Source organism: Rhodococcus phenolicus, from assembly GCF_001646785.1.
GTDB lineage: Bacteria > Actinomycetota > Actinomycetes > Mycobacteriales > Mycobacteriaceae > Rhodococcus > Rhodococcus phenolicus.
This window is the reverse complement of record NZ_LRRH01000022.1, coordinates 33200-58405: the sequence shown is the minus strand read 5'-3', so window position 1 is coordinate 58405 and position 25206 is coordinate 33200. Positions and strand designations below refer to the sequence as shown.

Sequence of the window (25206 nt, the reverse complement as noted above, 5' to 3'; positions counted from 1 at the left end):
CCCGAACCGACACCCGATCGATGCTGTGCCCGGGCGCAGCGATCATGAGACTTCAAGGAGTGCGCAATGGCTGGTCCACTCGACGGACTCGTAGTGGTCGACGCGAGCTGGGGTATGCCCGCCGCCATCTCGACCATGATGCTCGCCGACTACGGCGCCCGGGTCATCAAGATCGAACGACCCGGCGGCGGGCCCGACGCGAACGCGAACGTGCGCAAGTCGACCGACCGCGGCAAGTGGAGCGTCGAGGCGGACCTGCGGACGGACGAAGGCCGTGACACGCTGCGGCAGCTGCTCGCCGTCGCCGACGTGTTCGTCGAGTCCTTCGGCGCAGGCAGGGCCGACGAGCTCGGGCTCGGCTACGACGCGCTGCACGAGCAGTTCCCCGAACTCGTCTACGCGTCGGTCACCGGCTACGGCACCTCCGGTCCGCTCGCCGCCCGGCCCGGATACGAGGCGCTGCTCAACGCCCGGCTCGGACAGATGGCCGAGCAGACCGGACACCGCGAAGGACCCATCTTCCTGGGGCACCCCACGGTCTCCTACGGCACCGCGTTCATCACCACGATCGGCATCCTGTCGGCACTGCGTGCCCGCAAGCTCAACGGCACCGGCCAGAAGCTCGACACCTCGCTGCTCGACGGCATGCTCGCGATCTCCTCGATGAACTGGTGGTGGAACGAGAAGGACATCTCGTACCTGGCGCGCAGCGGAAACCAGAAGGGCTTCGGCAACAAGCGTCTCATCACCGACCCGTTCGTCTGCGCCGACGGCAAGTGGCTCATACCGCACACCGGCGGACCGGGCTCCTACAAGAAGCTCATGGACCTGCTCGGATTCGGGGAGCAGACCCGCACCGTCGACGGCCCCGAGATGGCCGTTCCGCTGGACGACGTCGAACTCGACATCGCCCGCAACAAGGTGCCCGAGGCGTTCAAGGCGCGTCCGCGCGACGAGTGGCTCGAGCTGCTGCACGCCGCCGACATCGCGGTCCTGCCGCTGAACCGTCCCGAGGACATCTTCGAGGACGACCAGGTCAACTTCGCGCGGGTCCCGATCGAACTTCCCGACGACGAGCACGGCACCATCCGCCAGGTCGGCCCGGTGATCCGCTTCGAGAAGTCCACGCCCGCAACGCCGCTCCCCGCACCGAAGGTCGGTGAGCACACCGATCGCATCGGCGAGATCAGCCGGTCCGCGCAGTGGGCGCCCGCGCCGGCCCGCGACGGTCGCGTCGAGGCCCCGCTGCAGGGTGTGAAGATCCTCGACTTCAGCTCGTACTTCGCGACGGGCTTCGGTGCTCGACTGCTGTCCGATCTCGGCGCCGAGGTCGTCAAGATCGAGCCGCTCGTCGGTGACCAGATGCGGCCGCTCGGCGACCTGTTCGAAGGTGCCAACCGCGGCAAGCGCGGCCTCGCTGTCGACATGCGCACCGCGGAGGGTCAGGAGATCGCGCATCGTCTCGTCGCCGAAGCCGACGTCGTGATGCACAACTTCCGTCCCGGCAAGGCCGAGAAGATCGGTCTCGGATACGAGCAGCTGCGCGCGCTCAACCCGGATCTCGTCTATGCCTACCTGCCCGGCTTCGGCTCGGACGGACCGAAATCGGGGCTCAAGTCCTTCGCGCCCCTCGTGTCCGGAATGGTCGGCCTCAACTTCGAGGGCGCAGGCAAGGGCAACGGCCCGATCCGGCGCGTGATGGGGAACGAGGACCTCTACAACGGATTCCTCGGTGCCGTCACGGTTCTCCTCGCTCTGCACCACCGGCACAACACCGGTGAGCCGCAGTACGTGGAGAGTCCGCAGCTGCACTCGAGCCTGTTCGTCGTCAGTGAGCACTCGGCGACACTCGACGGTGCGGCGGTGCCCGCGCACGAACTGGACGCGGATCAGACCGGATGGTCGCCGCTGTACCGGCTCTACCGCACCGCCGACGGCTGGATCGCCATCGCCGCGATCGGTGACGCCGCGTTCGGGCGGTTGGCCGAGGCACTCGGAACCCCGGAGCTCGCCGCGGACACGCGTTTCGCGACCGCCGCGGACCGCGAGGACAACGCCGAGGCTCTCACGGAGGCGCTCTCCCGGACGTTCGCGGCATCGAGCAGCGCCGATGCGTTCGCACGGCTCGACGGCAATCGCGTTCCCGCCGAGATCCCCCTCGACAGCCCGATCATGCCGGAACTGCTCTGGGAGGAATGGGCCCTCGACTCCGGCCGTGTCGTCGAGCATCACCACGCCGAGTACGGCTGGTGCCGCGAGGTCGGCATGGTCATGCACCTGTCCGACACCCCCGGCCGGTTCAAGGGCGGCAGCCCGCTCCTCGGCGAGCACTCGGCGCAGATTCTCGCCGAACTCGGTTACACCGCCGACGAGGTCGACGCGCTGATGGCGTCCGTGTGCTCGCGGCCGGATCTCGCAACGAAGGAATCCTGACCATGGACATCACCTACCCGCCGGAGGCGGACGCATACCGCGCGTCGCTGCGCGAGCTTCTCGAATCCAATCTGCCCGCGGGATGGCGAGGCATCGGGGCACTGCCCGACGCCGAACAGGACACATTCCTGCAGTCCTGGCGTAAGGTGCTCTCCGACAACGGGTTGCTCGCGGTTTCGCTGCCGAAGGAGTACGGCGGGGGAGGCCTGTCGGACATCGAGCAGGTCGTCCTGAACGAGGAACTGATGCGGCTCGGCGTGCCCGAGGGAACCGAGAACGACACGCTCGGTATCAAGCTGCTGTGCAACACGCTCACCGTGCTCGGAACCGAGGAGCAGAAGGCGTACTTCATCCCGAAGACGTTGTCCGGTGAGATCGTCTGGTGCCAGGGCTATTCGGAGCCCGAAGCCGGGTCCGATCTCGCCGGGATGCGGACCCGCGCGGTCCTCGACGGCGACGAGTGGGTCGTCAACGGGCAGAAGACGTGGACGTCGGCCGGAAGCAACGCCAACTGGATCTTCGCGATCTGCCGCACCGATCCGGCCGCGGTCAAGCACAAGGGCTTGTCGTTCCTGCTGATTCCGATGGATCAGCCCGGTATCGAGGTTCGCCCGATTCTCAACGCCGCGGGATACACCGCGTTCAACGAGGTCTTCTTCACCGATGCCCGGACCGCGAAGGCCAATGTCCTCGGTGGGGTCGACGGAGGCTGGCACACGGCCAACACGCTGCTCGGATTCGAGCGCGGGGTGCGTGCGACGACCGACGCGATCAGGTTCGGACGTGAGATCGACCGCCTGATCGAGCTCGCCCGTGAACGCGGTCTCGCCGAAGATCCGCACATCCGTAGCGAACTCGCATGGTGCTGGCAGCGGGTCCAGACGATGCGCTTCCGCGGGTACCGGGCTCTGACCACCCTTCTCGAAGGTGGCCGGCCGGGAGTGGACGGTTCGTTCTCGAAGATCTACTGGGCCGAGTTCTTCCAGCGCTACACCGAGATCGGCCTCGAGATCCTCGGCGTCGAGGCGCTGACACCGGAAGGTCAGGGCAACAACGGGATTCTCGTGACACCGCAACCCGGAACCGAGAACTCGACCCGCTGCTGGGACGATATCGCGCTGTACGCGCGGGCCGCGACCATCTACGGCGGCAGCTCCCAGATCCAGCGCAACATCATCGGAGAGCAGTTGCTCGGACTTCCCAAGGAACCCCGCCTCGACGGTGGTCCGTTCCAGGAGATCGGTCGCCGCAAGAGCGCCTGAGATCCGCTCGTCGCCGCGTCGTCGGCAGAATGGAAGATCAACGTGTATTTCGCATTCGACGAGGACCAGGAGGAGTTCCGGGCGTCGCTGCGCCGGCTCCTGGCCGAACGAGCCCCCATGACCGCCGTGCGCGAGATCGCGGCCACCCGCGGATTCGACTCGACGATATGGCGGACCCTCACCGGCGACATGGGTGTGCCCGGTCTCCACATCGCCGAGGAACTCGGCGGGAGTGGCTTCAGTTTCCTCGAAACCGCCATCGTGGCACAGGAGCTCGGTCGCGCACTGACTCCCGTTCCGATGATCGCGACGACCGGCGCCCTCGAAGCCGTGTTCCGTCTCGGTTCCCCCGAGTTGCGGACGGAACTGGTTCCGGTCCTCGCCTCGGGGCAGGCGGTGGGCACGCTCGCCGTGTCGGTCGAGCGCGACCTCGAGGTCGCCGCGGCCACGGTGCGGGCGACGGGCACCGGGCCGGTGACACTCGACGGCAGGCTCGACCACGTCGCATTCGGGCACATCGCCGACCTTCTCGTCGTTCCGGCCGTCACGCCGGGTGGTGACGCGGTGGCGCTGTACGTCGTCGAGGCGTCCGCTTCGGGAGTCACTGCCACCGTACGTGATTCGCTGGATCCGACCCGACCCCTCGCGACCGTCGAGTTCGCCGGTGCTCCGGCGCGGCTGCTCGGATCGGATCGTGCCGCGATCGACCGTGTCGTCGATTTCGTTCGGATCCTGCTCGCGAACGAGGCGATCGGTGCATCGCAGGCAGCGCTCGACATGGCCGTCGCCTACGCCAAGCAACGGGTGCAGTTCAACCGCGTGATCGGATCGTTCCAGGCGATCAAGCACAAGTGCGCGGACATGGCGATCGCGATCGAGTCGACGCAGGCCGCGGTGATGTACGCGTCGATGTGCGTGGACACCGATTCCGAGGACCTGCCCGTTGCGGCCGTGATGGCCAAGTCGCAGGCGTCGGAGTGCCTGACCCTGTGCGCCGGTCACAACATTCAGGTGCACGGCGGCATCGGGTTCACGTGGGAAGCGGACCCGCACCTGTACTTCCGCCGGGCCAAGGCGATCGAGCCGCTCTTCGGGAGCATCGCCGCGCACACCGCCAGGCTCGCCGACCTCGTCGGTATCTGACGCTGTACCTCACCACGAACGGAGAAACACATGACGATCACGCCGCGGCGACTCGACGGCGACATCGCACTGGTGACCGGCGGGGGCTCGGGGATCGGGGCCGCCTCCGCCATCCGTCTCGCGGCCGAAGGTGCCGCGGTCGCGATCGTCGACGTCCACCGGGACGCTGCCGAGGCGACCGCCGAGAAGATCCGCGCTGCCGGTGGCACCGCGCTGTCCTTTGCGGCGGACGTCCGTGACGACGGCGCGCTCGCGTCGATCGTGGAGTCGGTGGTCGCGGAGCTCGGTGAGATCAGCGTGGTCTTCACCGCCGCGGGGGGTCAGTGGTGCCCGGGTCGACAGCCACGAGATCAGCCGCGACGACTGGTACGGCGTCCTCGACATCAACCTGTCCGGCACGTTCTTCACGATCCGGGCCGCGCTGCCGTCGCTGCTGCGCCGCGGCGGAGGCTCGATCGTCACGTGTGGTTCGACGTCGTCGTTCGTCGCGACCCAGGGCGGGCTCGCGCCCTACCGTGCCTCGAAGGGCGGGGTGAAGATGCTCACGCAGACGCTGGCGGTCGAGTATGCGCCGCAGGGCATCCGGGTGAACAGCGTGTGCCCGGGCGCCGTGCGCACCAATCTGAGCGCCAACACCGCCGCGATCGTCCCGACCGAGGGTACGGTGCGGAATCCGTCGAAGCCGCTGTCGGTACCCCTGGGCCGCTACGGCGAGCCGGAGGAGATCGCTTCGGTGGTCGCGTTCCTGGCGTCACCCGATGCGTCGTACGTGACGGGTCAGGCGATTCTCGTGGACGGCGGCGTCACCGCCGAGTAGCCCGCGGCCAGGCCGGGCGAATTCAGGCGCATAGATCTTGACAGACAGGCCAATTGAGACGCATGATTAGCACTGTTGTGAGCGGGATCACGTGACTCACGCAGTGTGGACGACGGCACCGCCGCCGGTCCGCGTCAGTTCTCGACAAGGGAGTTCCAGTGACCAAGTTCGCCAGGCGGGCAGGGACATTCGTACGGGCCGGGGCCCTCGCCGTGGCCGGCGCACTCGCGGTTGCGGGATGTGCCGAATCCGGCTCGGGCGGTAGCTCGGGCGGCGGTGAAGGCGTCGCCTTCGGTGCCACCATGGAGGAATACAAGGCCGCGTTCGCGGACGTCGACCCGATCGTGCTGCACACACAGTCGCCGAGCACCAAGGGCTCGACCGGCGGTGCGTTCATCGACGCGTACACCTCCGCGGTGGAGGAGTGGTCCGACGGCAAGATCACCTTCGACATCGCCTACTCGGACGCGATCGCGAAGTCGACCGAGATCGACAACGCCATCGTCGACGGCCGTCTCGACATCGGCCAGGTCCTCGCCGTGTACGAGCCGAAGGAGTTCCCGGCGACCTCGGCGCTGCTCGACGCAAGCGTGCTGTCGGACCAGAGCGTCGTCACCGGCGTCCTGCAGTCCAACGCGTGGCCGGCCGACGTCGCCCTGTCGACACCCGAGATCGTCGAGGAGTTCGAGGACAAGGGACTCAAGCTGATGATGCCGGCCTACAACGCCGGCATGAACGCGCTGTTCTGCGCGCAGCCTCGCACCGCCCTGCCCGACTTCGCCGGCCGCAGCGTCTCCGTCGGCAGCACCGCCGGCAACCAGGAGGTCGCCGCCCTCGGTGCCACCCCCACCTCCGTCGCCTACACCGAGGCGTACGAGGCGTTGCAGCGCGGCGTCATCGACTGCTCGATGCTCAGCCCCGCCGCCGCGCAGATCGGCGGCATCGTCGAGGTCGCGCCCCAGACGGTGATCGACCCGGAGGCCGGTCTGGCCGTGCCGAGCGGCAACATGGCGATGAACCTCGATGTGTGGGAATCGCTTCCGCTCGTCGCGCAGCAGCTGCTGTGGGATCGCCTCGACGCCTTCGTCACCGGCAGTATTCAGGGCAAGATCTGGCCGGTCACAGTCGAATCCGTCGCGAGCATCCAGCAGTACGGCGGCAAGATCGTGCCGTTCGCCGACGACGCCCGCACGGCGCTGCAGGCGGCCAACGACAAGATCGTCGACGCGATCGCGGAGAACCCCGCGGTCGGTGACGGGCAGGCGTTCGTCGGCACCGTCCGTGACACCGCCGACAAGTGGAGCGGCATCGTCACCGAACTCGGATACACCAACGAGACGGACTACAACGGCTTCGCGACCTGGTACAGCCCGGACAAGATCGACATCCAGCCGTACGTCGAGCGGTTCTACGAGGAGATTCTCCTCCCGCACCGCCCGTCCTGATCGGACGAACACCGACCGCCCCGGAGCCGGGATCGACTCCCGCTCCGGGGCGTTCCGTTTCCATCGGCCGAATCCGGTGGGCTTCGACAGCAGGAGAGGTACACGATGACCGAACGCCGCTCGGGGACAGCCGCCATCGCACTGGACGGCGCGATCGACATGCACTGCCACTTCGGGCCCGAACCGCTCGTGGAAATGGCTGCCAAGACGCCGCACTCCGTCGACCCGGTCGAGGCCGCGCGCGAAGCGGCCGATCACGGGATGAAAGCGATCGTCCTCAAGGCTCACGAGTTCCCCTCCACCGTCGCCGCGCATCTGGCGAACAAGGCAGTGCCGGAAGTGCAGTCGATCTCCGGGATCTGCCTCGATCACCCGGTGGGCGGACTCAACCCGCACGCAGTCGAATGTGCGCTGCGCGCGGGCGCGAAAGTGGTGTGGCTGCCCACGATCTCCTCACAGCAGGACGCACCGGCCAAGGTGAACGCGTTCTTCGGTGTGCAGGAGGGCATCCGGGTGATCGATGCCGACGGCGAACTGCTGCCGGAGGTCCGGACGATCCTGGATCTGATCACGCAGTACGACGCGGTGCTCGCCACCGGCCACGTCTCCACCGCCGAACACTTCGCGGTCGCGCGCGAATACGGCACACGCGGCCGCGTCCTCGTCACGCACGCCATGCACGCGACCACCGGTCCCCGCCTGACCATCCAGGAGGTCACCGAGCTCGCCGGCCTCGGCGCGCACATCGAGTTCGCCGCGCACACATGCATGGGCGAGCCGTCGGTGTTCGCGGACGTCGTCGCGGCACTGCGTCGTCTCGACGCCGAAAAGGTCGTGCTCGCAACAGACTACGGATGGACCACGAAGGTCCCGCATCCGGCCGCAGGCCTGCACTCCTACGTCAACGCCCTGTGGGACGAAGGCGTCGACGAGGACGACCTGCGCGTCATGACGTGTGACACGCCGGCGCGGCTACTGGGAATGAACTGACAGACACCGAACCACCGGAGGAACAGTGATCATGCACACACAGGGACGAGTGGCCGGAAAGGTCGCCTTCATCACCGGTGCCGCGCGCGGACAGGGCAGATCCCACGCCCTGCGGCTCGCCCGGGAAGGCGCCGACATCTACGCCACCGATGCGTGCGAGGACATCGCCTCGCTCACCTACGGCATGGCGAGCGAGGAGGACCTCGCCGAGACCGTCCGCCTCGTCGAGGCCACCGGGCGCCGCATCATCACCCGCAAGGTCGACGTGCGCGACCAGGCCGGCCTCGACGCCGCGGCCGCCGATGCCGTCGAGAAGCTCGGCCGCATCGACATCGTCAGCGCGAACGCCGGCATCTGCGGTTGCCGTCCCACCGTCGAGCTGACCGAGGACGAGTGGCAGGACATGATCGACGTCAACCTCACCGGCGTGTGGAAGACGACCAAGGCCGTCATCCCCCGCATGCTCGAGACCGGCGGCGGCTCGATCGTCCTGACCAGTTCGGTCGTCACCTACAACGGTTCGCGCAACGTCGCGCACTACAACGCGTCCAAGCACGGCGTCGTCGGCCTGATGCAGACGCTCGCGGCCGAATACGGTGGGCAGGGTATCCGCGTCAATGCAGTGCATCCGGGCAATGTCGGCACCGACATGCTCTTCAGCGAGTCCACCCTGCGCGTGTTCTGCCCGGACCTGGAGAACCCCACGATCGAGGACCTGCGCGAGCGGGCCCGGCACCGCAACATCATGGACCTGGCCTGGGTCGAACCCGAGGACATCACGAACGCGGTGCTGTGGCTGGCCTCGGACGAGGCGCGGTACGTCACCGGTGTCTCGATTCCCGTCGACTGCGGACTCCGCATCAGCTGAGAGGAAACGCCATGAGCAACGCACGCAATCAGGGGCGCAGGGTTCTCGTCACCGGCGGCGCCGGAGGAATCGGTGCGGCCGCCGTCCGTCGTCTGGCGAACGAGGGCGCCGCGGTCGCGGTCCTCGACCTCGACGAGGCCGCGGCGAAGACCCTCGCCGACGACATCACCGCGGCGGGCGCGACGGCGGTCGCCGTCGCGGCGGACGTGTCCGATCCGGACTCGATCGGTCCCGCGGTCGACGAGGCCGCCGCCGCCCTGGGGGGACTGGACGGCATCGTCACCTGCGCCGGGATCGCGAAATCGGCTCTCGTGCACGAAATGTCGGTGGAGGACTGGAATGCCGTCGTCGGCATCAACCTGACCGGATCGTTCCTCTCGGTCCGCGCCGCGCTACCGCACATGCTCGAGGCGCAGCGGTCGTCGGTCGTGACGATCGGGTCGGTCGCGTCGCTGATCTCCGCGAACACCAACACGTGCGGCTACGACGCCTCGAAATCCGGTGTACTCGGATTGACGAGGTCCATCGCCGTCGGCTACGCGGACCGGGGAGTCCGAGCCAACACACTGTGCCCCGGCGTCGTCGACACGCCGCTCGCGCGCAAGGCCCGCGAGTCCGGCGGTGTCACGAGTTCGGCGCTCGCGCAGACTCCGCTGCAGCGCCGCGCGGAGGTCGACGAGATGGCCGCGGTCATCGCCTTCCTGATCTCGGACGAGTCGTCGTACATGACCGGATCGACCGTCACGGCGGACGGTGGGCTCACCGCCCAGTAGTCGCCCCCCGTGCGCGTTTTCGGTAGCGGCCGCTACCGAAAACGCGCACGGCAGGAAGGGCGTCAGAACGCGCTGCGCCCGCCGTCGACCGTGTAGATGCCGCCGGTCACCCAGTCCGCCTCGTCGCTCGCCAGGAACAACGCCAGCGACGCGACATCGTTCGGCGTACCCAGCCGCCGCAACGGGAAGCGGTTCGCGACCTCCGCGTCGATGGCCACCTGATCGGCGTCGTCGGTGGCCGCACCGCGGTCCACGCGTGAGCGGTACACCAGCGGCGTGGGGATGGTCCCGGGACAGATCGCGTTCACGCGGATGTTGTCCGGGCCGTACGTGACCGCCATCTGCTTGGTCATCGCGATGACGCCGCCCTTGGCCGCCGTATACGGGAAGATACCCGGCAGGCCGATCAGGCCACCCATGCTGGCCTGATTGATGATCGATCCGGTCCGCCGCTCGATCATGTGCGGCAGCGCGTACTTCGACGTCAGCCACACACCCTTGAGGTTGACGCCGACCACCTTGTCCCATTCGGCTTCCGTCGTGTCCGCCGCGTCCCCGGCGCCGTTCACGCCGGCGTTGGCGAACACGACGTCGAGCTGCCCGAATTCGGCGAGCGTCTCGTCGATCATGCGCCGGGAATCGGCATCGGAGGTGACGTTCGCTGTGACGGGCAGCGCCCGGCCACCCGCCGCCGCGATCTCGTCGCACACCGCGGTGGCCGCGGCGAGATCGAGGTCGACGACCGCGACCGCGGCGCCTTCCTCCGCGAAACGCAGGGCGGATGCGCGGCCGAGGCCGGAGCCGGAGCCGGTGACGAGTGCGGTCTTCCCCGCAAGGCGTCCATTCGAGGACAAGAGTGTTCCTTTCTTTCCGGCGTTGCCGCCGAACAGGATTCGAGAGGTGAGGCGTTCACGCCATGAGTGCGGTGAACTTCCAGTCCAGCACCGGTGCCGGCTCGGCACCCGCGCGGTGCGCGAAGACGAGCGAACGCAGCTTCAGGACGCCGCCACCGCCGGGGAGCGCGGTTGCGGACTCGATGTGCAGGTCGCTGGTGAGCGTGTCGCCCTCGTGCACCGGACCGGTGTGGTCGCAGGACTGCCAGCCGAGCACGGTCACGAGGTTGGGCAGCGCGCGCGTCGCCTGCGACAGTGCGAGACCGATCGTGTGGCCGCCGTAGACGAGGCGGCCCGCGGCGCCCACCCGCTCGTCGTGGTGGGTCGCGGCGATGTTGAGCGTCAGTCGTGCGAGTTCCGGTGCGCTGGAGACGACGTCGCCGCTCGATCGCAACACCGCACCCGCGAGGGACGGGTCGAAATGTGTGCCGGGAACACGGTCGCGGTACTCGGCGAGATTCCAGTCCACGGGAGCCGCCCAGTCCGGTTCGTCCTGAGGGCCGATGGACGACAGGTCGTCGGTGCGGATCACGGTCGCGGGGTCGGTCGCCGGGTTCAGCGGGAGCATCGCACAGCGGTAGAAGTCGAGCACGGTGCGGCCCTGCTGGTCGACCGTGTTCATCCGCAGCGCGGCCAGGCCGGTCGCGGCGCGGCCGGGTTTGACGGAGTTGCTCTTGAGCCCGACGACCTCGGTCGTGGTGTAGAGGGTGTCGCCGATGCGCGGGAACCGGTGGAAGCGCAGGCCCCGGTAGAACAGGTTGGCCTTGACATGGTGGGTCGCGAGCGTGGACTGGCCGATCGCGAGATCGGTGACCAGGCCGGCGTGCGCGATCGGCCCGGCCGCGACCGCGGTGGACAGGTGCGTGTCGAGCGCCAGGCGCAAGCGATCACCGAGGATCGCCTGGTGGGCCGCGGCGAGACCGTCGGTGAGCGTGACGGCGGGTGCCGTGTCGAAGACCTGGCCGACTGTCAGGTCGTCGAGGTAGGGTCCGCCGACGGCGATGGCTTCGGTTGCGGGAGTGGTCATCTCAGGATCCGATCTTCGACAGGGTGCGGCGGGCGGCGACGGCGACGGCTTCGTCGAGCATCTGTCCGTCGAGCTGGGCGGCCCCGGCGCCGCGAGCCTCGGCCTCCTCGAGCGCGGCCAGGACCTGTCGCGCGGCCTCGGCCTGTTCATCCGTGGGGGTGAATGCTGCGGCAGCGGAGTCGATCTGGGCGGGGTGGATGACCCACTTGCCGTCGAAGCCGAGGTCGGAGATCCACCGGGCGCTGTGGCGGAACGCCTCGTCGTCGGCGATGCCGAGGAACGGCCCGTCGATCGCCTGGACCCCGGCGGCGCGCGCGGCGTGGAGCACCCGGTCCTGGACGTGGATCCAGTGTTCGGGCGCGGCGGCACGGGAACGGCCCAGGGCGGCGCCGAGATCGGCGTAGCCGATGATGACGCCCGCCACGCGGGGACCGGTGACGATCTCGTCGATGCGCTGGACGCCCGCCGGGGTTTCGATGAGGGCCTGCACGACCGCGGACGAGGAAGCGCCCAGGATGCGGTCGGCTTCGGCGAGGTCGGCGGCGCTCTCCACCTTCGGGATCACGATCGAGGCGAGGGCGTCACCGAGTCCGGCGCACGCCCGCAGGTCGTCCTCGAACCAGGGAGTGCCGCGCCCGTTGATGCGTACCGACACCGTGCGCCGGCGGCCGTGCTCACGCACCAGGGGAGCGACGAGGTCGCGTGCCGCATCCTTCTGTGCGGGGGTGACGGCATCCTCGAGATCGAGGACGACTTCGTCGGCGGCGGAGGCGAGGGCTTTGGACGCTTTGCGTTCGTCCGAGCCGGGGGCGACGAGCGCGGCTCGCCGGCGGACGTGTTGCTCGAAAGTCACGGAGAACCTCGTGAAGTGTCGGGTCGGCAGTACGGCGCTAAATGTACGGCCATTGTGGTCGGTTCCGCCACTCCATAGGAAGTCATAGCCGGTCCTATCGCTGAAAACTGTGCAGAAGGCAGTGGTACGCCTCACGCAACGCATTGACAATACCCGTACGTCTCCACAAAATGGCCGTACAAACTTTCTCGGGTCTGCGCGGCCCGTTCCGAGCTGAAGGATCACTTGCGTGAGTTACAACCTGAACGACGAAGAAGCCTTCCTGGTCAAGACCGTCCGCGACTTCATCGACCGCGAGGTCAAGCCGTCCGTGCAGGAGGTCGAGCACGCAGGCGAGTACCCCGAGAAGTGGATCGAGCAGATGAAGCAGATCGGGATCTACGGTCTGGCGGTCCCGGAAGAGTACGGCGGCTCGCCGGTGTCGATGCCGTGCTACGTGCAGGTCACCGAGGAACTCGCGCGTGGCTGGATGTCGCTGTCCGGCGCGATGGGCGGGCACACCGTCGTCGCGAAGCTGCTGACCCTCTTCGGCACCGAGGATCAGAAGCGCAAGTACCTGCCGAAGCTCGCGACCGGTGAGATCCGCGCGACGATGGCCCTGACCGAACCCGGCGGCGGTTCCGATCTGCAGGCGATGACCACCACCGCCAAGCGTGACGGCGACGACCTGGTCATCAACGGCGCGAAGACGTGGATCACCAACGCCCGCCGTTCCGGTCTGATCGCGTTGCTGTGCAAGACCGACCCGTCGGCGACGCCGCGGCACAAGGGCATCTCCGTGGTGCTCGTCGAGCACGGCCCGGGCCTGACCGTGTCGCGCGACCTGCCGAAGCTCGGCTACAAGGGCGTCGAGAGCTGCGAGCTGAGCTTCGACAACTACCGCATCGCCGCCGATGCGATCCTCGGCGGCGAACCGGGCAAGGGCTTCGGGCACATGATGAAGGGTCTCGAGACCGGTCGCCTGCAGGTCGCGTCGCGTGCCCTCGGCGTCGCCACGGCGGCGCTCGAGGACTCGCTGGCGTACGCGCAGCAGCGCGAGAGCTTCGGCCAGCCCATCTGGAAGCACCAGTCGATCGGCAACTACCTGGCGGAGATGGCCACCAAGCTGACCGCGGCGCGGCAGCTGGCCCGCTACGCAGCGGAGAAGTACGACAGCGGCGAACGCTGCGACATGGAAGCGGGCATGGCGAAGCTGTACTGCTCGGAGGTCGCGATGGAGATCGCGCTGAACGCGGTGCGCATCCACGGCGGCTACGGGTACTCCACCGAGTACGACGTCGAACGTTACTTCCGGGACGCGCCGCTGATGATCGTCGGCGAGGGCACCAACGAGATCCAGCGCAACGTCATCGCGAGCCAGCTCGTGGCCCGCGGCGGGTTGTGACCGACCGGGACCAGTAGGATCTCCGCGTCATGAGCGGTAGGGAGCGAGATTCGGAGCCGGCGTACGCGCAGTTGTCACGGCAGTTGCGCGAGGCCGTCGAGTCCGGTGCATACCGGGACGGGGTCCGTCTGCCGACGGAGGCCGAACTCGCGCAGCAGCACGGCGTGAGCCGGCAGACGGTGCGCCGGGCCTTCCAGGACCTGGTGGCCGACGGTGTCGTGTACCGGGTTCCCGGACGCGGAACGTTCGCGAACGAACCGGGCCGCTACCGCAGGCCACACGGATCGATCGAGGATCTGCTCGCGCTGTCCGCGGACACCACGATGGAGATCGTGTCCTCCCTGCGCCGCGGCGTGGACATCGAGGCCGCCAGCAGGCTGCGGCTCGACACCGACCTGTTGCACTCGGTGGTGCTGCGCCGCCTGCACGACGGCGTGCCGTTCGTGCACACCACCATCTGGCTGCCGGATCCGATCGCGGCGCACGTGCAGGACGCGCCGGAGCTGGCGGCGGGCGCGTCGAGCAAGATCACGCTCATCGGGTTGCTCGAGCCGTATCTGCCGCATCCGATCGTCCAGGCAGCGCAATCGATCACCGTGGCCCCGGCCACCGCCGAGGTCGCGGCCGAACTGGGCTGCGAGGTGGGCCACCCCATGCTGCGGGTGGATCGCCTCTACTCCGACGCCGAGGGCGCGCTCACCGAACTGTCGGTGAGCTACTTTCTGCCGGAGCACTACACCTATCGCGTCACCCTCAGACGAGCCGGGCACTGACCCGGCCCCCGACCACAGGAGTGCAGAACATGCGCGTTTTCCAGGGCATCGCCGAGGCCGAAGCCGCCGTCGGCGAACACCTCGGCTACAGCGACTGGCTCGAGATCACGCAGGAGCGCGTGAACACGTTCGCCGACGCCACCGGCGACCATCAGTGGATCCACGTCGACCCCGAGCGCGCCGCGTCGGGCCCCTACGGCACGACGATCGCCCACGGCTACCTGACCCTGTCGCTGCTGCCCGTACTGGCCTCGCAGATCTTCACCGTCGAGGGCCTGAAGATGAAGGTCAACTACGGGTCCAACAAGGTGCGCTTCCCCGCGCCCGTCCCGGTCGGCTCCAAGGTGCGGGCCGGCGCGACGGTCGTGTCCGTCGAACGGACCGCCAAGGGCGCCAACATGGTCGTGTCCTACACGATCGGCGTCGAGGGCGCCGAGAAGCCGTCCCTCATCGCCGAGACGGTCACCGTCCTGGTCGAGTGACCCCCACCCTCCGGGTGATGGGAACCAGTATTCGGTCTACCCGGGTGATGGCTTCCATCACCCGGTGAGGGTGGGTGTCAGATGGTGCAGCCACGGGCGCTGACCGGCCAGTGATCGACGACGGCGCAGCCACGGACGACGACCAGTTCGTCGGCCAGGTTCACCGCAGTGCACACGTGATTCGGGACCACTCGCAGTCGCGAGCCGAGACCGGGAGGTGCCACGTCGGGACCGCCTGTGCGCGTTCCGCGTGCGGAGGGCCACGCGACCGTCGCGTGATGTTCCGACAGCGCAGTGATGCGTGCGTCCGGGACGCCGAGGATCCGGCCGTACCCGGTGGCCCACGGCGCCCGATCGGCACCGAGCGACTTGCTGCCCGCGTCGAGCACCACGACACCGTCCCGGACGGAGACGACGGTCGCGAGGACGGTGAGCGCGACCTCCGCCTCGGTGATGGTGCCGAGCTCGAGTTGCTGGGCGTCACCGAATACGTACACGCCCGGCCGCAGTTCGGTAGCGGAGGTGTCCAGATGCGCGGTGGGGGTGGACCCGCCGCTGAGGATCCCCGGTGCGATCCCGGCGGCGAGCAGTGAGTCCGCAGCGGTCCGCAGCGCCGCGGACTCGTCGGTCGCGGCATCCCCGGGTCGCCCCGGTCCGTACGAGTGGCCGGGGAACGTGAAGACCCCCGCGACCGTCAGCCCCGCCTCGGCGGCCGCGGCCGCCACCGCACCGGCGTGCCCGGGTGCCACACCGGTGCGATGGTGACCGCTGTCGACCTCCACCAGAACGTCGATCCCGGTGCCCGCGTGCGCCGCGAGCGCCCGCGCCCCCTCGGCCGAATCGATGCCGGCCGTCACACGCGCACGCTCCGCGAGCGCAGCGAGCCGTGCGCCGCGCGCGGCGTCGACCCACAACGGGTACGCGACGAACAGGTCGCCGAACCCGGCATCGGCGAACACCTCGGCCTCGGACACCGTCGCCACCGTCAGCCCGGCCGCACCGGCCGCGATCTGGAGCCGGGCGATATCCGGGCACTTGTGGGTCTTGGCATGCGGCCGCAGCGTGACGCCCCGCGTCCGGGCGGACATCGCCATCCGTTCGATGTTGCGGTCCAGGACGTCGTGGTCGATCAGCAGTGCAGGCGTGGCGGCGACGGTGTCGAACAGGGGCATGACGCGCACCGTACACTCGGCCCGTGGAAAGCCGGCCGATGTTCGATCCCGACGACGTGCGACGCGCCGAGGCGGCGCTTCGGACCCCGGACATCGAGCGGTGGGCGCAACGCTTCGAACTGCTCTCCGACGTCAACCGGCTGCGGATGTTGCTGTGCCTGCATCACGCACCGGGCATCCGGGTCACCGATCTCGCGACGGCGCTCGGCATGACCGGCACCGCCGTGTCGCACGCGCTGCGATTGCTGCGCGACCGCGGGTGGGTTGCGGCGGAACGGGACGGACGGACCGTGCGGTACCGGCTCGTCGACGACACGGTGCACGAGATGCTGCATTCGATCGGTGCGACGCACCAGCACGCCGCGCATTCCCACGAGAACGACTGAATCCTGCGCGCCGGCCGGTGACAGCGGCCTATCGTGGACACCAGCCTGTGAACCAGGCGGAGCGAGGCCCTATGCACGAATTGTCGATCGCGCAGAATCTGGTCGAGGCGGTGTGTGAGCACGCGAACGGCCGGCGCGTTCGTAGCGTGCGCATGGTCGTCGGAGCGTTGTGTGCGGTGGTGCCCGACTCGATGCACTTCTGTTTCGAGCTGGCGGCGGCCGGTACCGCTGCCGAGGGCGCGCGGCTGGATCTCGAGATCCCGCCCGGCGCCGGGCACTGCCGGCAGTGCGGTGCGGACATCGCTCTGACGGATCCGATCCTGTTGTGCCCGTGCGGAAGTTCGGACGTCGAGGTCCGTTCGGGCCGCGAATTGACGATTGTGTCGATGGAAGTGAGCTGATCGCATGTGCGCCACGTGTGGATGCGGTGACGACGCCGGCCCGCGCATCACGGTGCCTCATGAGCATGAGCATGAGCATGAGCATGAGCATGAGCATGAGCACGGACACGGACACGGACACGGACACGGACACGGTGGGGACACGGCAGGGCACGAACATACCGAGACCGTCACGCTCGAGCAGCGGGTGCTGGCCAAGAACGATGTTCTGGCGGAGGGTAATCGGGGATGGCTGGCCGGTCGCGGCGTCGCGGCGTTCAACGTGATGAGTTCGCCGGGCGCCGGAAAGACCACGTTGCTCGAACGCACGATCCGGGAACTTTCCGGATCCGGTCCGATTGCGGTGATCGAAGGGGATCAGGAAACGCTGCTCGACGCGGACCGGATCCGCGCGACGGGTTGTTCTGTCGTGCAGATCAATACCGGGGCGGGATGTCACCTGGACGCGCAGATGATGCGCGACGCGCTGACGGTGCTCGATCCGGACGCCGGCACCCTGCTGTTCGTCGAGAATGTCGGGAACCTGGTGTGCCCGGCCCTGTTCGACCTCGGCGAGCGGGGACGGGTCGTTCTCATCTCCACCCCGGAAGGAACGGACAAACCGCTGAAATATCCGCACATCTTCGCCGTGGCGGACCTGGTGCTGGTCAACAAGACCGACCTGCTGCCGTACGTCGACTTCGACCTCGAAACGTGTGTGGGCCACGCGAAGTCGATCAATCCGGGCATCGAGGCCATTGCCGTTTCCGCGACGACAGGGGAGAACCTGGACGCTTGGTACGCTTGGATCGCCGATCGGCGTTAGGCCCGAACATGATTCGCGGGCGTAAGTCCGTCCTTCGTTGACAATCCGCTCCGATCGGGTCCCTAATAGGAGAAGCGCTGTGCAAGTGGGCCGATGGTCGACTCCGGCAGTGCAGGAGTGAACCGGCACTCCGGAAGGTGGCTCCGCATGCCTACACCACAAGCGCAGGCGGCCGAGGACACGTTGATCCACGTCCTGTGGATCAACGCCGGGCTCAGTTGTGACGGCGACTCCGTCGCGCTCACCGCCGCGACACAGCCCACCATCGAGGAGATCGCACTCGGAGCACTGCCGGGTCTGCCGAAGGTCGCGGTGCACTGGCCGCTGATCGACTTCGAATGCGGACCCGAAGGCGGTGCCGACGACTTCCTCGAGTGGTTCCGCAAGGCCGACCGGGGAGAACTCGAACCGTTCGTGCTGGTCGTCGAAGGATCCATTCCCAACGAGAAGCTCCACGACGAAGGCTATTGGTGCGGTTTCGGCAACAACGAGGAGACCGGACAACCGATCACGACCAGTGAATGGCTGGACCGGCTGGCGCCGAAGGCCACTGCGATCGTGGCCGCCGGCACCTGCGCCACCTACGGTGGCATCCACGCGATGGCGGGGAATCCCACCGGCGCGATGGGCGTCCCGGACTATCTGGGCTGGGATTGGAAATCGAAGGCCGGCATCCCCATCGTGCGTGTGCCCGGGTGCCCGATCCAGCCGGACAACCTCTCCGAGACGATCACCTACCTGCTCTACATGGCCACCGACCAGGCGCCGATGATCCCGCTGGACGAGGCGCTCCGTCCGCAGTGGCTGTTCGGTCTGACGGTCCACGAGGGTTGCGACCGCGGCGGCTACTACGAGCAGGGTGATTTCGCGACCGAATACGGTTCCCCGAAGTGCATCGTCAAGCTGGGCTGCTGGGGGCCGGTCGTCAGATGCAATGTGCCCAAACGTGGTTGGATGAACGGCATCGGTGGGTGCCCCAACGTCGGCGGAATCTGCATCGGATGCACGATGCCGGGGTTCCCCGACAAGTTCATGCCCTTCATGGACGAACCCCCGGGTGGACTGGTGTCGAGCACCGCCGTCGGTGTGTACGGCACCGTCATCCGGAACCTTCGCAAGATCACGAGGCGGACCCTCGACCACGAACCGTCGTGGCGCGCACCGGGCACCAAACTGACGACCGGAGCCACCCGCACCTGGTAGACCCGCAGCCGATGTTCCGAGAGAAGGCAGCGCGATGACAGCCACCGCTCCCGATTCCAGATCCACCGACTCGCTCGTCGAGATGGCATGGGATCCCATCACCCGAATCGTCGGCAGTCTCGGCATCTACACCAAGATCGACTTCGCGAACAACACCGTCGCCGAATGCCACAGCACCTCGTCGATCTTCCGGGGGTACTCGCTGTTCATGAAGGGCAAGGACCCACGCGACGCGCACTTCATCACGAGCCGCATCTGCGGCATCTGCGGCGACAACCACGCCACCTGCTCGTGCTATGCGCAGAACATGGCCTACGGCGTGCAGCCACCGCACCTCGGCGAGTGGATCGTCAACCTCGGTGAAGCGGCCGAATACATGTTCGACCACAACATCTTCCAGGAGAACCTCGTCGGGGTCGACTACTGCGAGAAGATGGTCTCCGAGACGAACCCGGCCGTACTGGCGCGGGCCGAGAACACCCGCGCACCGCACGAGGACCAGCACGGCTACCGCACGATCGCGGACATCATGCGGTCCCTGAACCCGTTCAGCGGGGAGTTCTACCGGGAGGCGCTGCACGTCAGCCGATCGACACGAGAAATGTTCTGCCTCATGGAGGGTCGCCACGTCCATCCCTCGACGCTGTACCCCGGCGGTGTGGGAACGGTGGCCACGGTGCAGTTGATGACCGACTACCTGAGCCGGCTCATGCGGTACGTCGAGTTCATGAAGAAGGTCGTTCCGATGCACGACGACCTGTTCGACTTCTTCTACGAGGTCCTGCCGGGTTACGAGAAGGTGGGCCTGCGTCGGACCCTGGGTTGCTGGGGCGCGTTCCAGGACCCCGAGGTCTGCAACTTCTCGTACCGCGACATGGAGGACTGGGGCCGGAAGATGTTCGTGACACCGGGTGTCGTCGTCGACGGCACCCTGGTGACCACCTCCCTCGTCGACATCAATCTGGGCCTGCGGATCCTCCTCGGCTCGTCCTACTACGAGGACTGGACCGATCAGGAGACGTTCGTGCGGACCGATCCGCTCGGCAATCCCGTCGACCGTCGGCACCCGTGGAACCAGCACACCAACCCGCGCCCGCAGAAACGCGACCTCGAGGACAAATACAGCTGGGTGATGTCGCCGCGATGGTTCGACGGCACCGACCACCTCGCCCTGGACACGGGCGGAGGACCGCTGGCACGGCTGTGGTCGACCGCGCTGGCCGGGCTCGTCGACATCGGCTACGTCGAATCGACCGGATCGAGCGTGAAGATCAACCTCCCCAAGACCGCGTTGAAACCCCCGGTGACGCTCGAATGGAAGATTCCGGAACACGGCAGCAACACGCTCGAACGCAACCGTGCCCGCACCTACTTCCAGGCGTATGCCGCAGCGTGCGCACTGCACTTCGCCGAGAAGGCGCTCGTGGAGATCCGCGCAGGCCGGACCCAGACCTGGGAGACGTTCGAGGTGCCGGACGAGAGCATCGGCTGTGGATTCACCGAGGCGGTACGCGGGGTGCTCTCGCATCACCTGGTGATCCGGGACGGCAAGATCGCCAACTACCACCCGTATCCGCCGACGCCGTGGAACGCCAGCCCCCGCGACAGCTACGGGACGCCAGGACCCTACGAGGACGCGGTGCAGGACCAGCCCATCTTCGAGGAGAACGACCGCGAACACTTCAAGGGCATCGACATCATGCGCACCGTGCGCAGTTTCGATCCCTGCCTGCCGTGCGGTGTGCACATGTATCTGGGCGACGGGAAGACCCTCGAAAAGGTGCATTCACCGACACAGTCGGCCACCGGGGAGTGACGGATGGAACGGTGGCGGGAATCCGGTGACCGTATCGAGGCGCTGCTCGATGCCTGCTCCGTAACCGGGCCGGCAGCCCGGGACCGCGCGGAGGACGCCCTGCGCGAGGTGCTGGACCTGTACGGGGCGGGCCTGTCCCGCATCCTCGACACGATCGCCGCGTTTCCGGGGGCGGCCGACGCGGTCGCGGGTGACGAACTCGTGGCGAGCCTGCTGCTCGTCCACGGGCTGCACCCGCACGACGCGAGCACCCGCGTCCGCGCCGCACTCGACTCGGTGCGCCCGTACCTCGGATCCCACGGCGGCGACGTCGACCTGCTTGCCGTGGACGGAACGGTGGTGCGCCTGCGGTTGCTCGGCAACTGCCGGGGATGCCCGTCGTCGGCGGTCACGCTCGAACTGGCCGTGCGCGACGCGGTACGGGCGGCGGCACCGGAGATCACCGAACTCGACGTGGAGACGGGACCGGACGATCACGGTCTCATCCGGCCCGAGACCCTGTTCGCGCGCGTCCACCCCGATGAAGGTGGAAAATGGTGTGCCGTGCCGGAATTCGAGCTCCTCGGAGACCGGGAGATCGGCGGGTTCGCGATCGGCGGGGTGCAGGTGCTGGCGTGCCGTCTCGAAGACCGCTACCTCGCCTACCACGACCACTGTCCCGCGTGCGGGGGATCCTTCGCCGGTGCGGTGCTCCACCGGCGAGCGGGAGGTGACACCGGTGCAGCGGTGCTGCGCTGTCCCACGTGCAGGGCGCACTTCGACGTTCGTGCCGCCGGCGCCCGGCTGGACGAGGATGCAACCGAACACCTCGATCCGCTGCCGGTACTCGTCCGGGACGGAAAACTGTCCCTCGCCGTACCCGTCGCTCGCCGAGTCGACAACCCCCGTCGCTCCGCTCGCCGAGCCGACAACCCCCGTCGCTCCGCTCGCCGAACCGACAACGCCCGTCGCTCCGCTCGCCCCAGGGGGGTGACGTGATGGCCACCGTCCCCGAGGTTCTCGGGCGCATCGCCGCGGCGCCACCGGGTCCCGCGCCCGCCGAGCGGTGCCAGATGTGCGCGATCGAGATCGACGATACGCATCGGCACGTCGTCGACCTCGATTCCCGGCACCTGATGTGCGTGTGCCGGCCCTGCTACCTGCTGTTCACCGATCAGGACGCGGCCCTGCGATTCCGCGCCGTCCCCGACCGGTACCTGACGTTCCCCGCCTTCACACTCGCGCCGGGCCGCTGGGAGGAGCTGGAAATTCCGGTGGGGCTGGCCTTCTTCTTCCACAACTCGACGCTCGACCGCACCGTCGCGTTCTATCCGGGCCCGGCCGGAGCTGCGGAATCGGAGCTGCCACTGGGCACGTGGGACACCGTGCTCGCGGACAACCCCGGGCTGACGAGACCGATACCCGACGTGGAGGCGCTGCTCGTGCGGATACCGGACCGCGGTGCCCCCAGCTGCCACCTCGTGCCGATCGACGCATGCTACGAGCTGGTGGGCAGGCTGCGGCGGGTATGGCGCGGTTTCGACGGCGGACACGACGCCCGCGCCGAACTCGACGGATTCTTCGGCACACTCGCCCGGCGGAGCCGTCCGGTCGAGGCGGGAACGTCGCCGTGACCGCGCTCGAGTTCACCGTCGTCGACATCGTGCCGGAACCGTACGCGGCAGCGCCGACCCTACTGGCCGAGCTGGGGATCCGGGAGGGCACGGGCGCGACGGTGCACGCACTGGCACTGCGATGCCAGATCCGGATCGAACCGCGCCGCCGCAGCTACGGCCCGGACGAGGAGGCCGCACTGACCGACCTGTTCGGCACACGGGACAGGTGGGGCACCACCCTCGCACCCTTCACCTGGCTGCACGCGTCGACGGTGATACCCGGATTCGTCGGTACCTGCGAGACGACGCTCCCGTTGCCCTGCACGTACGACTTCGACGTGGCGGCGGCGCGGTACCTCAACGCGCTCGGTCAGGGAGCGATTCCACTGCTCGCCCTGTTCAGCGGAACGGTATTCACCCGTGGCACCACAGGATTCGCGGTCGAACAGGTGCCGTGGGACCGCGAGGCCCGATACGACCTGCCCGTCCGGGTATGGCACGACCTGATCCGGGCGCACTTCCCCGACACCGGCTATGCGCGGCTCACCCACGAAACGCTGGCGGCGCTGGGCCGGTTCAAGGCCGAGCGGGGACTCACCGACCTCGATGCCGCGATCGCCACACTGCTCGCCGCCGCCGGTGCCGGGACGGGAGAGGAAGCATCGTGACGATGTCGCGCCACCAGCAACACGACGACGCGGACCCGGTCCGTGCGGTCGCCGACGCGATCCTGTACGAGGGCTACCTCCTGTATCCGTATCGGGCGAGTTCGCGGAAGAATCACTCGCGCTGGCAGTTCGGGGTGCTCGGGCCGCCCGGTGGCGCCGAAACCGGACTCGGCGAGCCGCCGACACTGCGGACGCAGATCGTGGTGCGCACTCTCGGACCGGCGCCGGCCGTCGAGATCACCCTGCGATTTCTCCAGCTCCAGCGCCGCACGGTGCAGCGGCGCACCGGCAACGGATTCGAGACCGTTTCCGAACTCGTTGCCGGCGGACGCTCGTGGATCGGGTGGGACGAAGCGGTCGAACACTCGTGCGTGGTTTCGGTGGCCATCGCTACCGGAACCACGCACGGGGCAGCGACCGTCGTGGCGCCCGCCGGTGAGGACAGCGAACTGCTCACCGAACCCGGCGGCGAGACGGCCGGACGCCTGCTGCGCACCCGCCGCGCCGCGCGCGGGACCGTCACCGTCGAGGCCGACGCCGCCGCCGGCGATCTCGTCCGCGTGTCCGTGACCGTCGCGAACACCGGCGATGCACCGGTCGACCGGGACGACGCCGTCGGACGGTCGCTGATCGGCGCGCACCTGATCCTCGCCGCCGGCGACGCCCGTTTCGTGTCGCTGCTCGAGCCTGCCGCCGACGCGGCCGCGCTCACCGGAACCTGCACCCACGAGCGCTGCTTCCCGGTGCTGGCCGGCGACCCGGACCCCGCCGCGCCCGGGGAGGCCCCCGCGATGCTGGTGTCTCCGATCATCCTCTACGACCACCCGCGCGTGGCCGAACAGAGCGGAGGGGACCTGTTCGACGCCACGGAGATCGACGAGATCCTCACACTGCGTGTGCTGACCCTGACCGACGACGAGAAGGCCCAGGCCCGCGCCACCGACGCGCGGGCCGCGCAGATCGTGGATCGTTGCGAGGCGATGACCCCGGAACAGCACTCGGCGCTGCACGGCGTCCGACGCGACGGCGACCGTGCCGCCGGCCCGATACCGGAGGTACCCGACGGCGTCGACTGGTGGACCGAGGAGGCGGATACCAGCGTGCGGCCCGAAGCCGACACGGTGCTCGTGCAGGGGGTGCCCGTGGCGCGGGGAAGCCTGGTCCGGTTGCACCCGTCCCGGCGGGCCGACGCGCAGGACCTGTTCTTCCGCGATCGGCTCGCGCGCGTCGCGACCGTCCACGGCGACGTGGACGGCGAGACGCACATCGGCGTCGTTCTCACCGACGACCCCGCGGCCGATCTCCACGAATGGTTCGGCCGCTATCTGTATTTCGCGCCGGACGAGATCGAGCCGGTGCCGGACGCCCCGGTGAAGTCGTCGAGGAACGAGGAGCCATGAGAATCGTCGGAATGCTGACCACGGCGGCGGCTGTCGCCGTCGCGGTCGGGGCAGTGCTGGTGGCAGTGAGGTCGATGCCGGATCTCAAGCGCTATTTCCGGATACGGAACATGTGAGGAGCGGCGTGCGGATTCTGGTGGCGGGTATCGGCAACATCTTCCTCGGGGACGACGGTTTCGGCCCCGAGGTCGTGCGCATCCTCGCCGGAACCCGGCCTCCGGAAGGAGTTCGACTGGTGGACTACGGTATTCGCGGGATGCACCTGGCGTACGACCTGCTCGATCACTGGGACGGCCTGGTCCTGGTCGACGCCGTACCCGAGGCCGGGGAACCCGGCGCGGTGCGGGTCTTCGAAGTGGAGGACGCCGCTCCGGCCGCGGCCGGGGTGGATGCGCACGGCATGGACCCGGCGTCGGTGTTCGCCACCCTTGCGGCATTGGGCGGGAGCCGGCCCCGCACCGTCGTGGTGGGTTGCCAGGCGCAGTGCGTCGAGGAGGGAATCGGGCTCTCGCCCGCCGTCTCGGCCGCTGTCGAGCCGGCTGCGGAGGCCGTGCTGCGGGTCGTGCAGCTGCTCCGGCGGCCCGATCGGGCGGCATCCTCGGGACCCGGAGGTTGAG

General features: G+C 68.3%; 26 protein-coding genes and 1 pseudogene. 23 read left to right on the top strand and 4 right to left on the bottom strand.

Annotation, left to right across the window (positions count from 1 at the left end):
- Positions 1-66 precede the first annotated feature (66 nt).
- From A8G15_RS08015 to A8G15_RS07980, 9 genes and pseudogenes are all read left to right on the top strand, one after another.
- Positions 67-2433, top strand: coding sequence for a CaiB/BaiF CoA transferase family protein (locus A8G15_RS08015; RefSeq protein WP_068157560.1), 2367 nt, complete (start codon positions 67-69; stop codon positions 2431-2433).
- A 2-nt stretch (positions 2434-2435) separates the two neighbouring features.
- Positions 2436-3695 (top strand): acyl-CoA dehydrogenase family protein, encoded by a 1260-nt coding sequence (locus A8G15_RS08010; RefSeq protein ID WP_068157628.1) that lies wholly within the window; start codon positions 2436-2438, stop codon positions 3693-3695.
- Positions 3696-3737: 42 nt separating this feature from the next.
- Positions 3738-4838 carry an acyl-CoA dehydrogenase family protein gene (locus tag A8G15_RS08005; protein ID WP_068157557.1) on the top strand — a complete coding sequence of 367 codons (1101 nt, stop codon included), beginning with the start codon at positions 3738-3740 and terminating at the stop codon, positions 4836-4838.
- 30 nt (positions 4839-4868) lie between these two features.
- Positions 4869-5105 (top strand): annotated as a pseudogene (locus A8G15_RS32480) (SDR family NAD(P)-dependent oxidoreductase); the annotation flags it as partial.
- A 19-nt stretch (positions 5106-5124) separates the two neighbouring features.
- Positions 5125-5655, top strand: coding sequence for an SDR family NAD(P)-dependent oxidoreductase (locus tag A8G15_RS31720; RefSeq protein WP_245687755.1), 531 nt, complete (start codon positions 5125-5127; stop codon positions 5653-5655).
- Positions 5656-5813: 158 nt separating this feature from the next.
- On the top strand, positions 5814-7100 hold the full coding sequence (locus A8G15_RS07995) for a type 2 periplasmic-binding domain-containing protein (protein ID WP_068157554.1): 1287 nt from the start codon (positions 5814-5816) through the stop codon (positions 7098-7100).
- 105 nt (positions 7101-7205) lie between these two features.
- The gene (locus A8G15_RS07990; RefSeq protein WP_068157551.1) at positions 7206-8090 is read left to right on the top strand and encodes a DUF6282 family protein; all 885 of its coding nucleotides are present in this window, start codon (positions 7206-7208) and stop codon (positions 8088-8090) included.
- A gap of 31 nt (positions 8091-8121) precedes the next feature.
- Positions 8122-8958 (top strand): mycofactocin-coupled SDR family oxidoreductase, encoded by an 837-nt coding sequence (locus tag A8G15_RS07985; protein ID WP_068157626.1) that lies wholly within the window; start codon positions 8122-8124, stop codon positions 8956-8958.
- An 11-nt stretch (positions 8959-8969) separates the two neighbouring features.
- Positions 8970-9731 (top strand): SDR family NAD(P)-dependent oxidoreductase, encoded by a 762-nt coding sequence (locus tag A8G15_RS07980; protein WP_068157548.1) that lies wholly within the window; start codon positions 8970-8972, stop codon positions 9729-9731.
- Positions 9732-9793: 62 nt separating this feature from the next.
- Here A8G15_RS07980 and A8G15_RS07975 read toward each other — a convergent pair whose 3' ends face one another.
- From A8G15_RS07975 to A8G15_RS07965, 3 genes are read right to left on the bottom strand one after another with little or no spacing between them, the layout of a single operon-like run.
- A complete protein-coding gene (locus A8G15_RS07975; protein ID WP_068157545.1) occupies positions 9794-10585 on the bottom strand; it encodes an SDR family NAD(P)-dependent oxidoreductase in 792 nt (263 codons plus the stop codon).
- A gap of 55 nt (positions 10586-10640) precedes the next feature.
- Positions 10641-11651, bottom strand: a complete 1011-nt coding sequence (locus A8G15_RS07970) for a MaoC family dehydratase (RefSeq protein WP_068157543.1) — start codon at positions 11649-11651, stop codon at positions 10641-10643.
- Between the two features lies 1 nt (position 11652).
- Complete coding sequence (locus tag A8G15_RS07965) at positions 11653-12504, bottom strand: HpcH/HpaI aldolase/citrate lyase family protein (RefSeq protein ID WP_068157540.1); 852 nt, start codon at positions 12502-12504, stop codon at positions 11653-11655.
- Between the two features lie 229 nt (positions 12505-12733).
- On the opposite strand from A8G15_RS07965, the gene A8G15_RS07960 reads away from it, so the two are divergent.
- Genes A8G15_RS07960 through A8G15_RS07950 form a run of 3 tightly spaced genes read left to right on the top strand, consistent with a single transcriptional unit; the run spans position 12734 to position 15143 of the window.
- The gene (locus tag A8G15_RS07960; protein ID WP_068157537.1) at positions 12734-13888 is read left to right on the top strand and encodes an acyl-CoA dehydrogenase family protein; all 1155 of its coding nucleotides are present in this window, start codon (positions 12734-12736) and stop codon (positions 13886-13888) included.
- Positions 13889-13917: 29 nt separating this feature from the next.
- Positions 13918-14661, top strand: a complete 744-nt coding sequence (locus tag A8G15_RS07955; protein ID WP_068157534.1) for a GntR family transcriptional regulator — start codon at positions 13918-13920, stop codon at positions 14659-14661.
- Between the two features lie 29 nt (positions 14662-14690).
- Positions 14691-15143, top strand: coding sequence for a MaoC family dehydratase (locus A8G15_RS07950; protein WP_068157623.1), 453 nt, complete (start codon positions 14691-14693; stop codon positions 15141-15143).
- 77 nt (positions 15144-15220) lie between these two features.
- Here the strand turns inward: A8G15_RS07950 and A8G15_RS07945 are convergent, their stop codons facing one another.
- The gene (locus tag A8G15_RS07945; protein WP_068157620.1) at positions 15221-16315 is read right to left on the bottom strand and encodes an alanine racemase; all 1095 of its coding nucleotides are present in this window, start codon (positions 16313-16315) and stop codon (positions 15221-15223) included.
- Positions 16316-16353: 38 nt separating this feature from the next.
- Here A8G15_RS07945 and A8G15_RS07940 point away from each other — a divergent pair, with 38 nt between their 5' ends.
- The 11 genes from A8G15_RS07940 to A8G15_RS07895 all read left to right on the top strand — a co-directional run bounded on the left by A8G15_RS07940 (position 16354) and on the right by A8G15_RS07895 (position 25205).
- Positions 16354-16701 carry an ArsR/SmtB family transcription factor gene (locus A8G15_RS07940; RefSeq protein WP_068157617.1) on the top strand — a complete coding sequence of 116 codons (348 nt, stop codon included), beginning with the start codon at positions 16354-16356 and terminating at the stop codon, positions 16699-16701.
- Positions 16702-16772: 71 nt separating this feature from the next.
- A complete protein-coding gene (locus A8G15_RS07935; protein ID WP_068157531.1) occupies positions 16773-17102 on the top strand; it encodes a hydrogenase maturation nickel metallochaperone HypA/HybF in 330 nt (109 codons plus the stop codon).
- A 4-nt stretch (positions 17103-17106) separates the two neighbouring features.
- Complete coding sequence (hypB, locus tag A8G15_RS07930) at positions 17107-17907, top strand: hydrogenase nickel incorporation protein HypB (RefSeq protein ID WP_082899734.1); 801 nt, start codon at positions 17107-17109, stop codon at positions 17905-17907.
- Between the two features lie 147 nt (positions 17908-18054).
- Positions 18055-19110: an NADH-quinone oxidoreductase subunit B family protein gene (locus A8G15_RS07925; RefSeq protein WP_068157614.1), complete on the top strand. Its 1056-nt coding sequence runs from the start codon at positions 18055-18057 to the stop codon at positions 19108-19110.
- Between the two features lie 34 nt (positions 19111-19144).
- Positions 19145-20926 (top strand): nickel-dependent hydrogenase large subunit, encoded by a 1782-nt coding sequence (locus A8G15_RS07920; RefSeq protein ID WP_068157522.1) that lies wholly within the window; start codon positions 19145-19147, stop codon positions 20924-20926.
- 3 nt (positions 20927-20929) lie between these two features.
- Complete coding sequence (locus tag A8G15_RS07915; protein WP_068157519.1) at positions 20930-21904, top strand: NifU family protein; 975 nt, start codon at positions 20930-20932, stop codon at positions 21902-21904.
- Entirely contained in the window at positions 21904-22539 is a 636-nt protein-coding gene (locus A8G15_RS07910) for a DUF5947 family protein (protein ID WP_068157517.1), read from the top strand. The genes A8G15_RS07915 and A8G15_RS07910 overlap by 1 nt, the downstream gene beginning before the upstream one ends.
- Positions 22536-23189: a DUF6084 family protein gene (locus A8G15_RS07905; protein ID WP_068157513.1), complete on the top strand. Its 654-nt coding sequence runs from the start codon at positions 22536-22538 to the stop codon at positions 23187-23189. The genes A8G15_RS07910 and A8G15_RS07905 overlap by 4 nt, the downstream gene beginning before the upstream one ends.
- A 2-nt stretch (positions 23190-23191) precedes the next feature.
- A complete protein-coding gene (locus tag A8G15_RS07900) occupies positions 23192-24589 on the top strand; it encodes a hypothetical protein (RefSeq protein ID WP_068157510.1) in 1398 nt (465 codons plus the stop codon).
- A complete protein-coding gene (locus A8G15_RS32475; RefSeq protein WP_425415077.1) occupies positions 24586-24705 on the top strand; it encodes a DUF6893 family small protein in 120 nt (39 codons plus the stop codon). Before A8G15_RS07900 ends, A8G15_RS32475 begins: the two co-directional genes overlap by 4 nt.
- Complete coding sequence (locus A8G15_RS07895; RefSeq protein WP_068157506.1) at positions 24702-25205, top strand: hydrogenase maturation protease; 504 nt, start codon at positions 24702-24704, stop codon at positions 25203-25205. Before A8G15_RS32475 ends, A8G15_RS07895 begins: the two co-directional genes overlap by 4 nt.
- Position 25206: the final 1 nt, after the last annotated feature.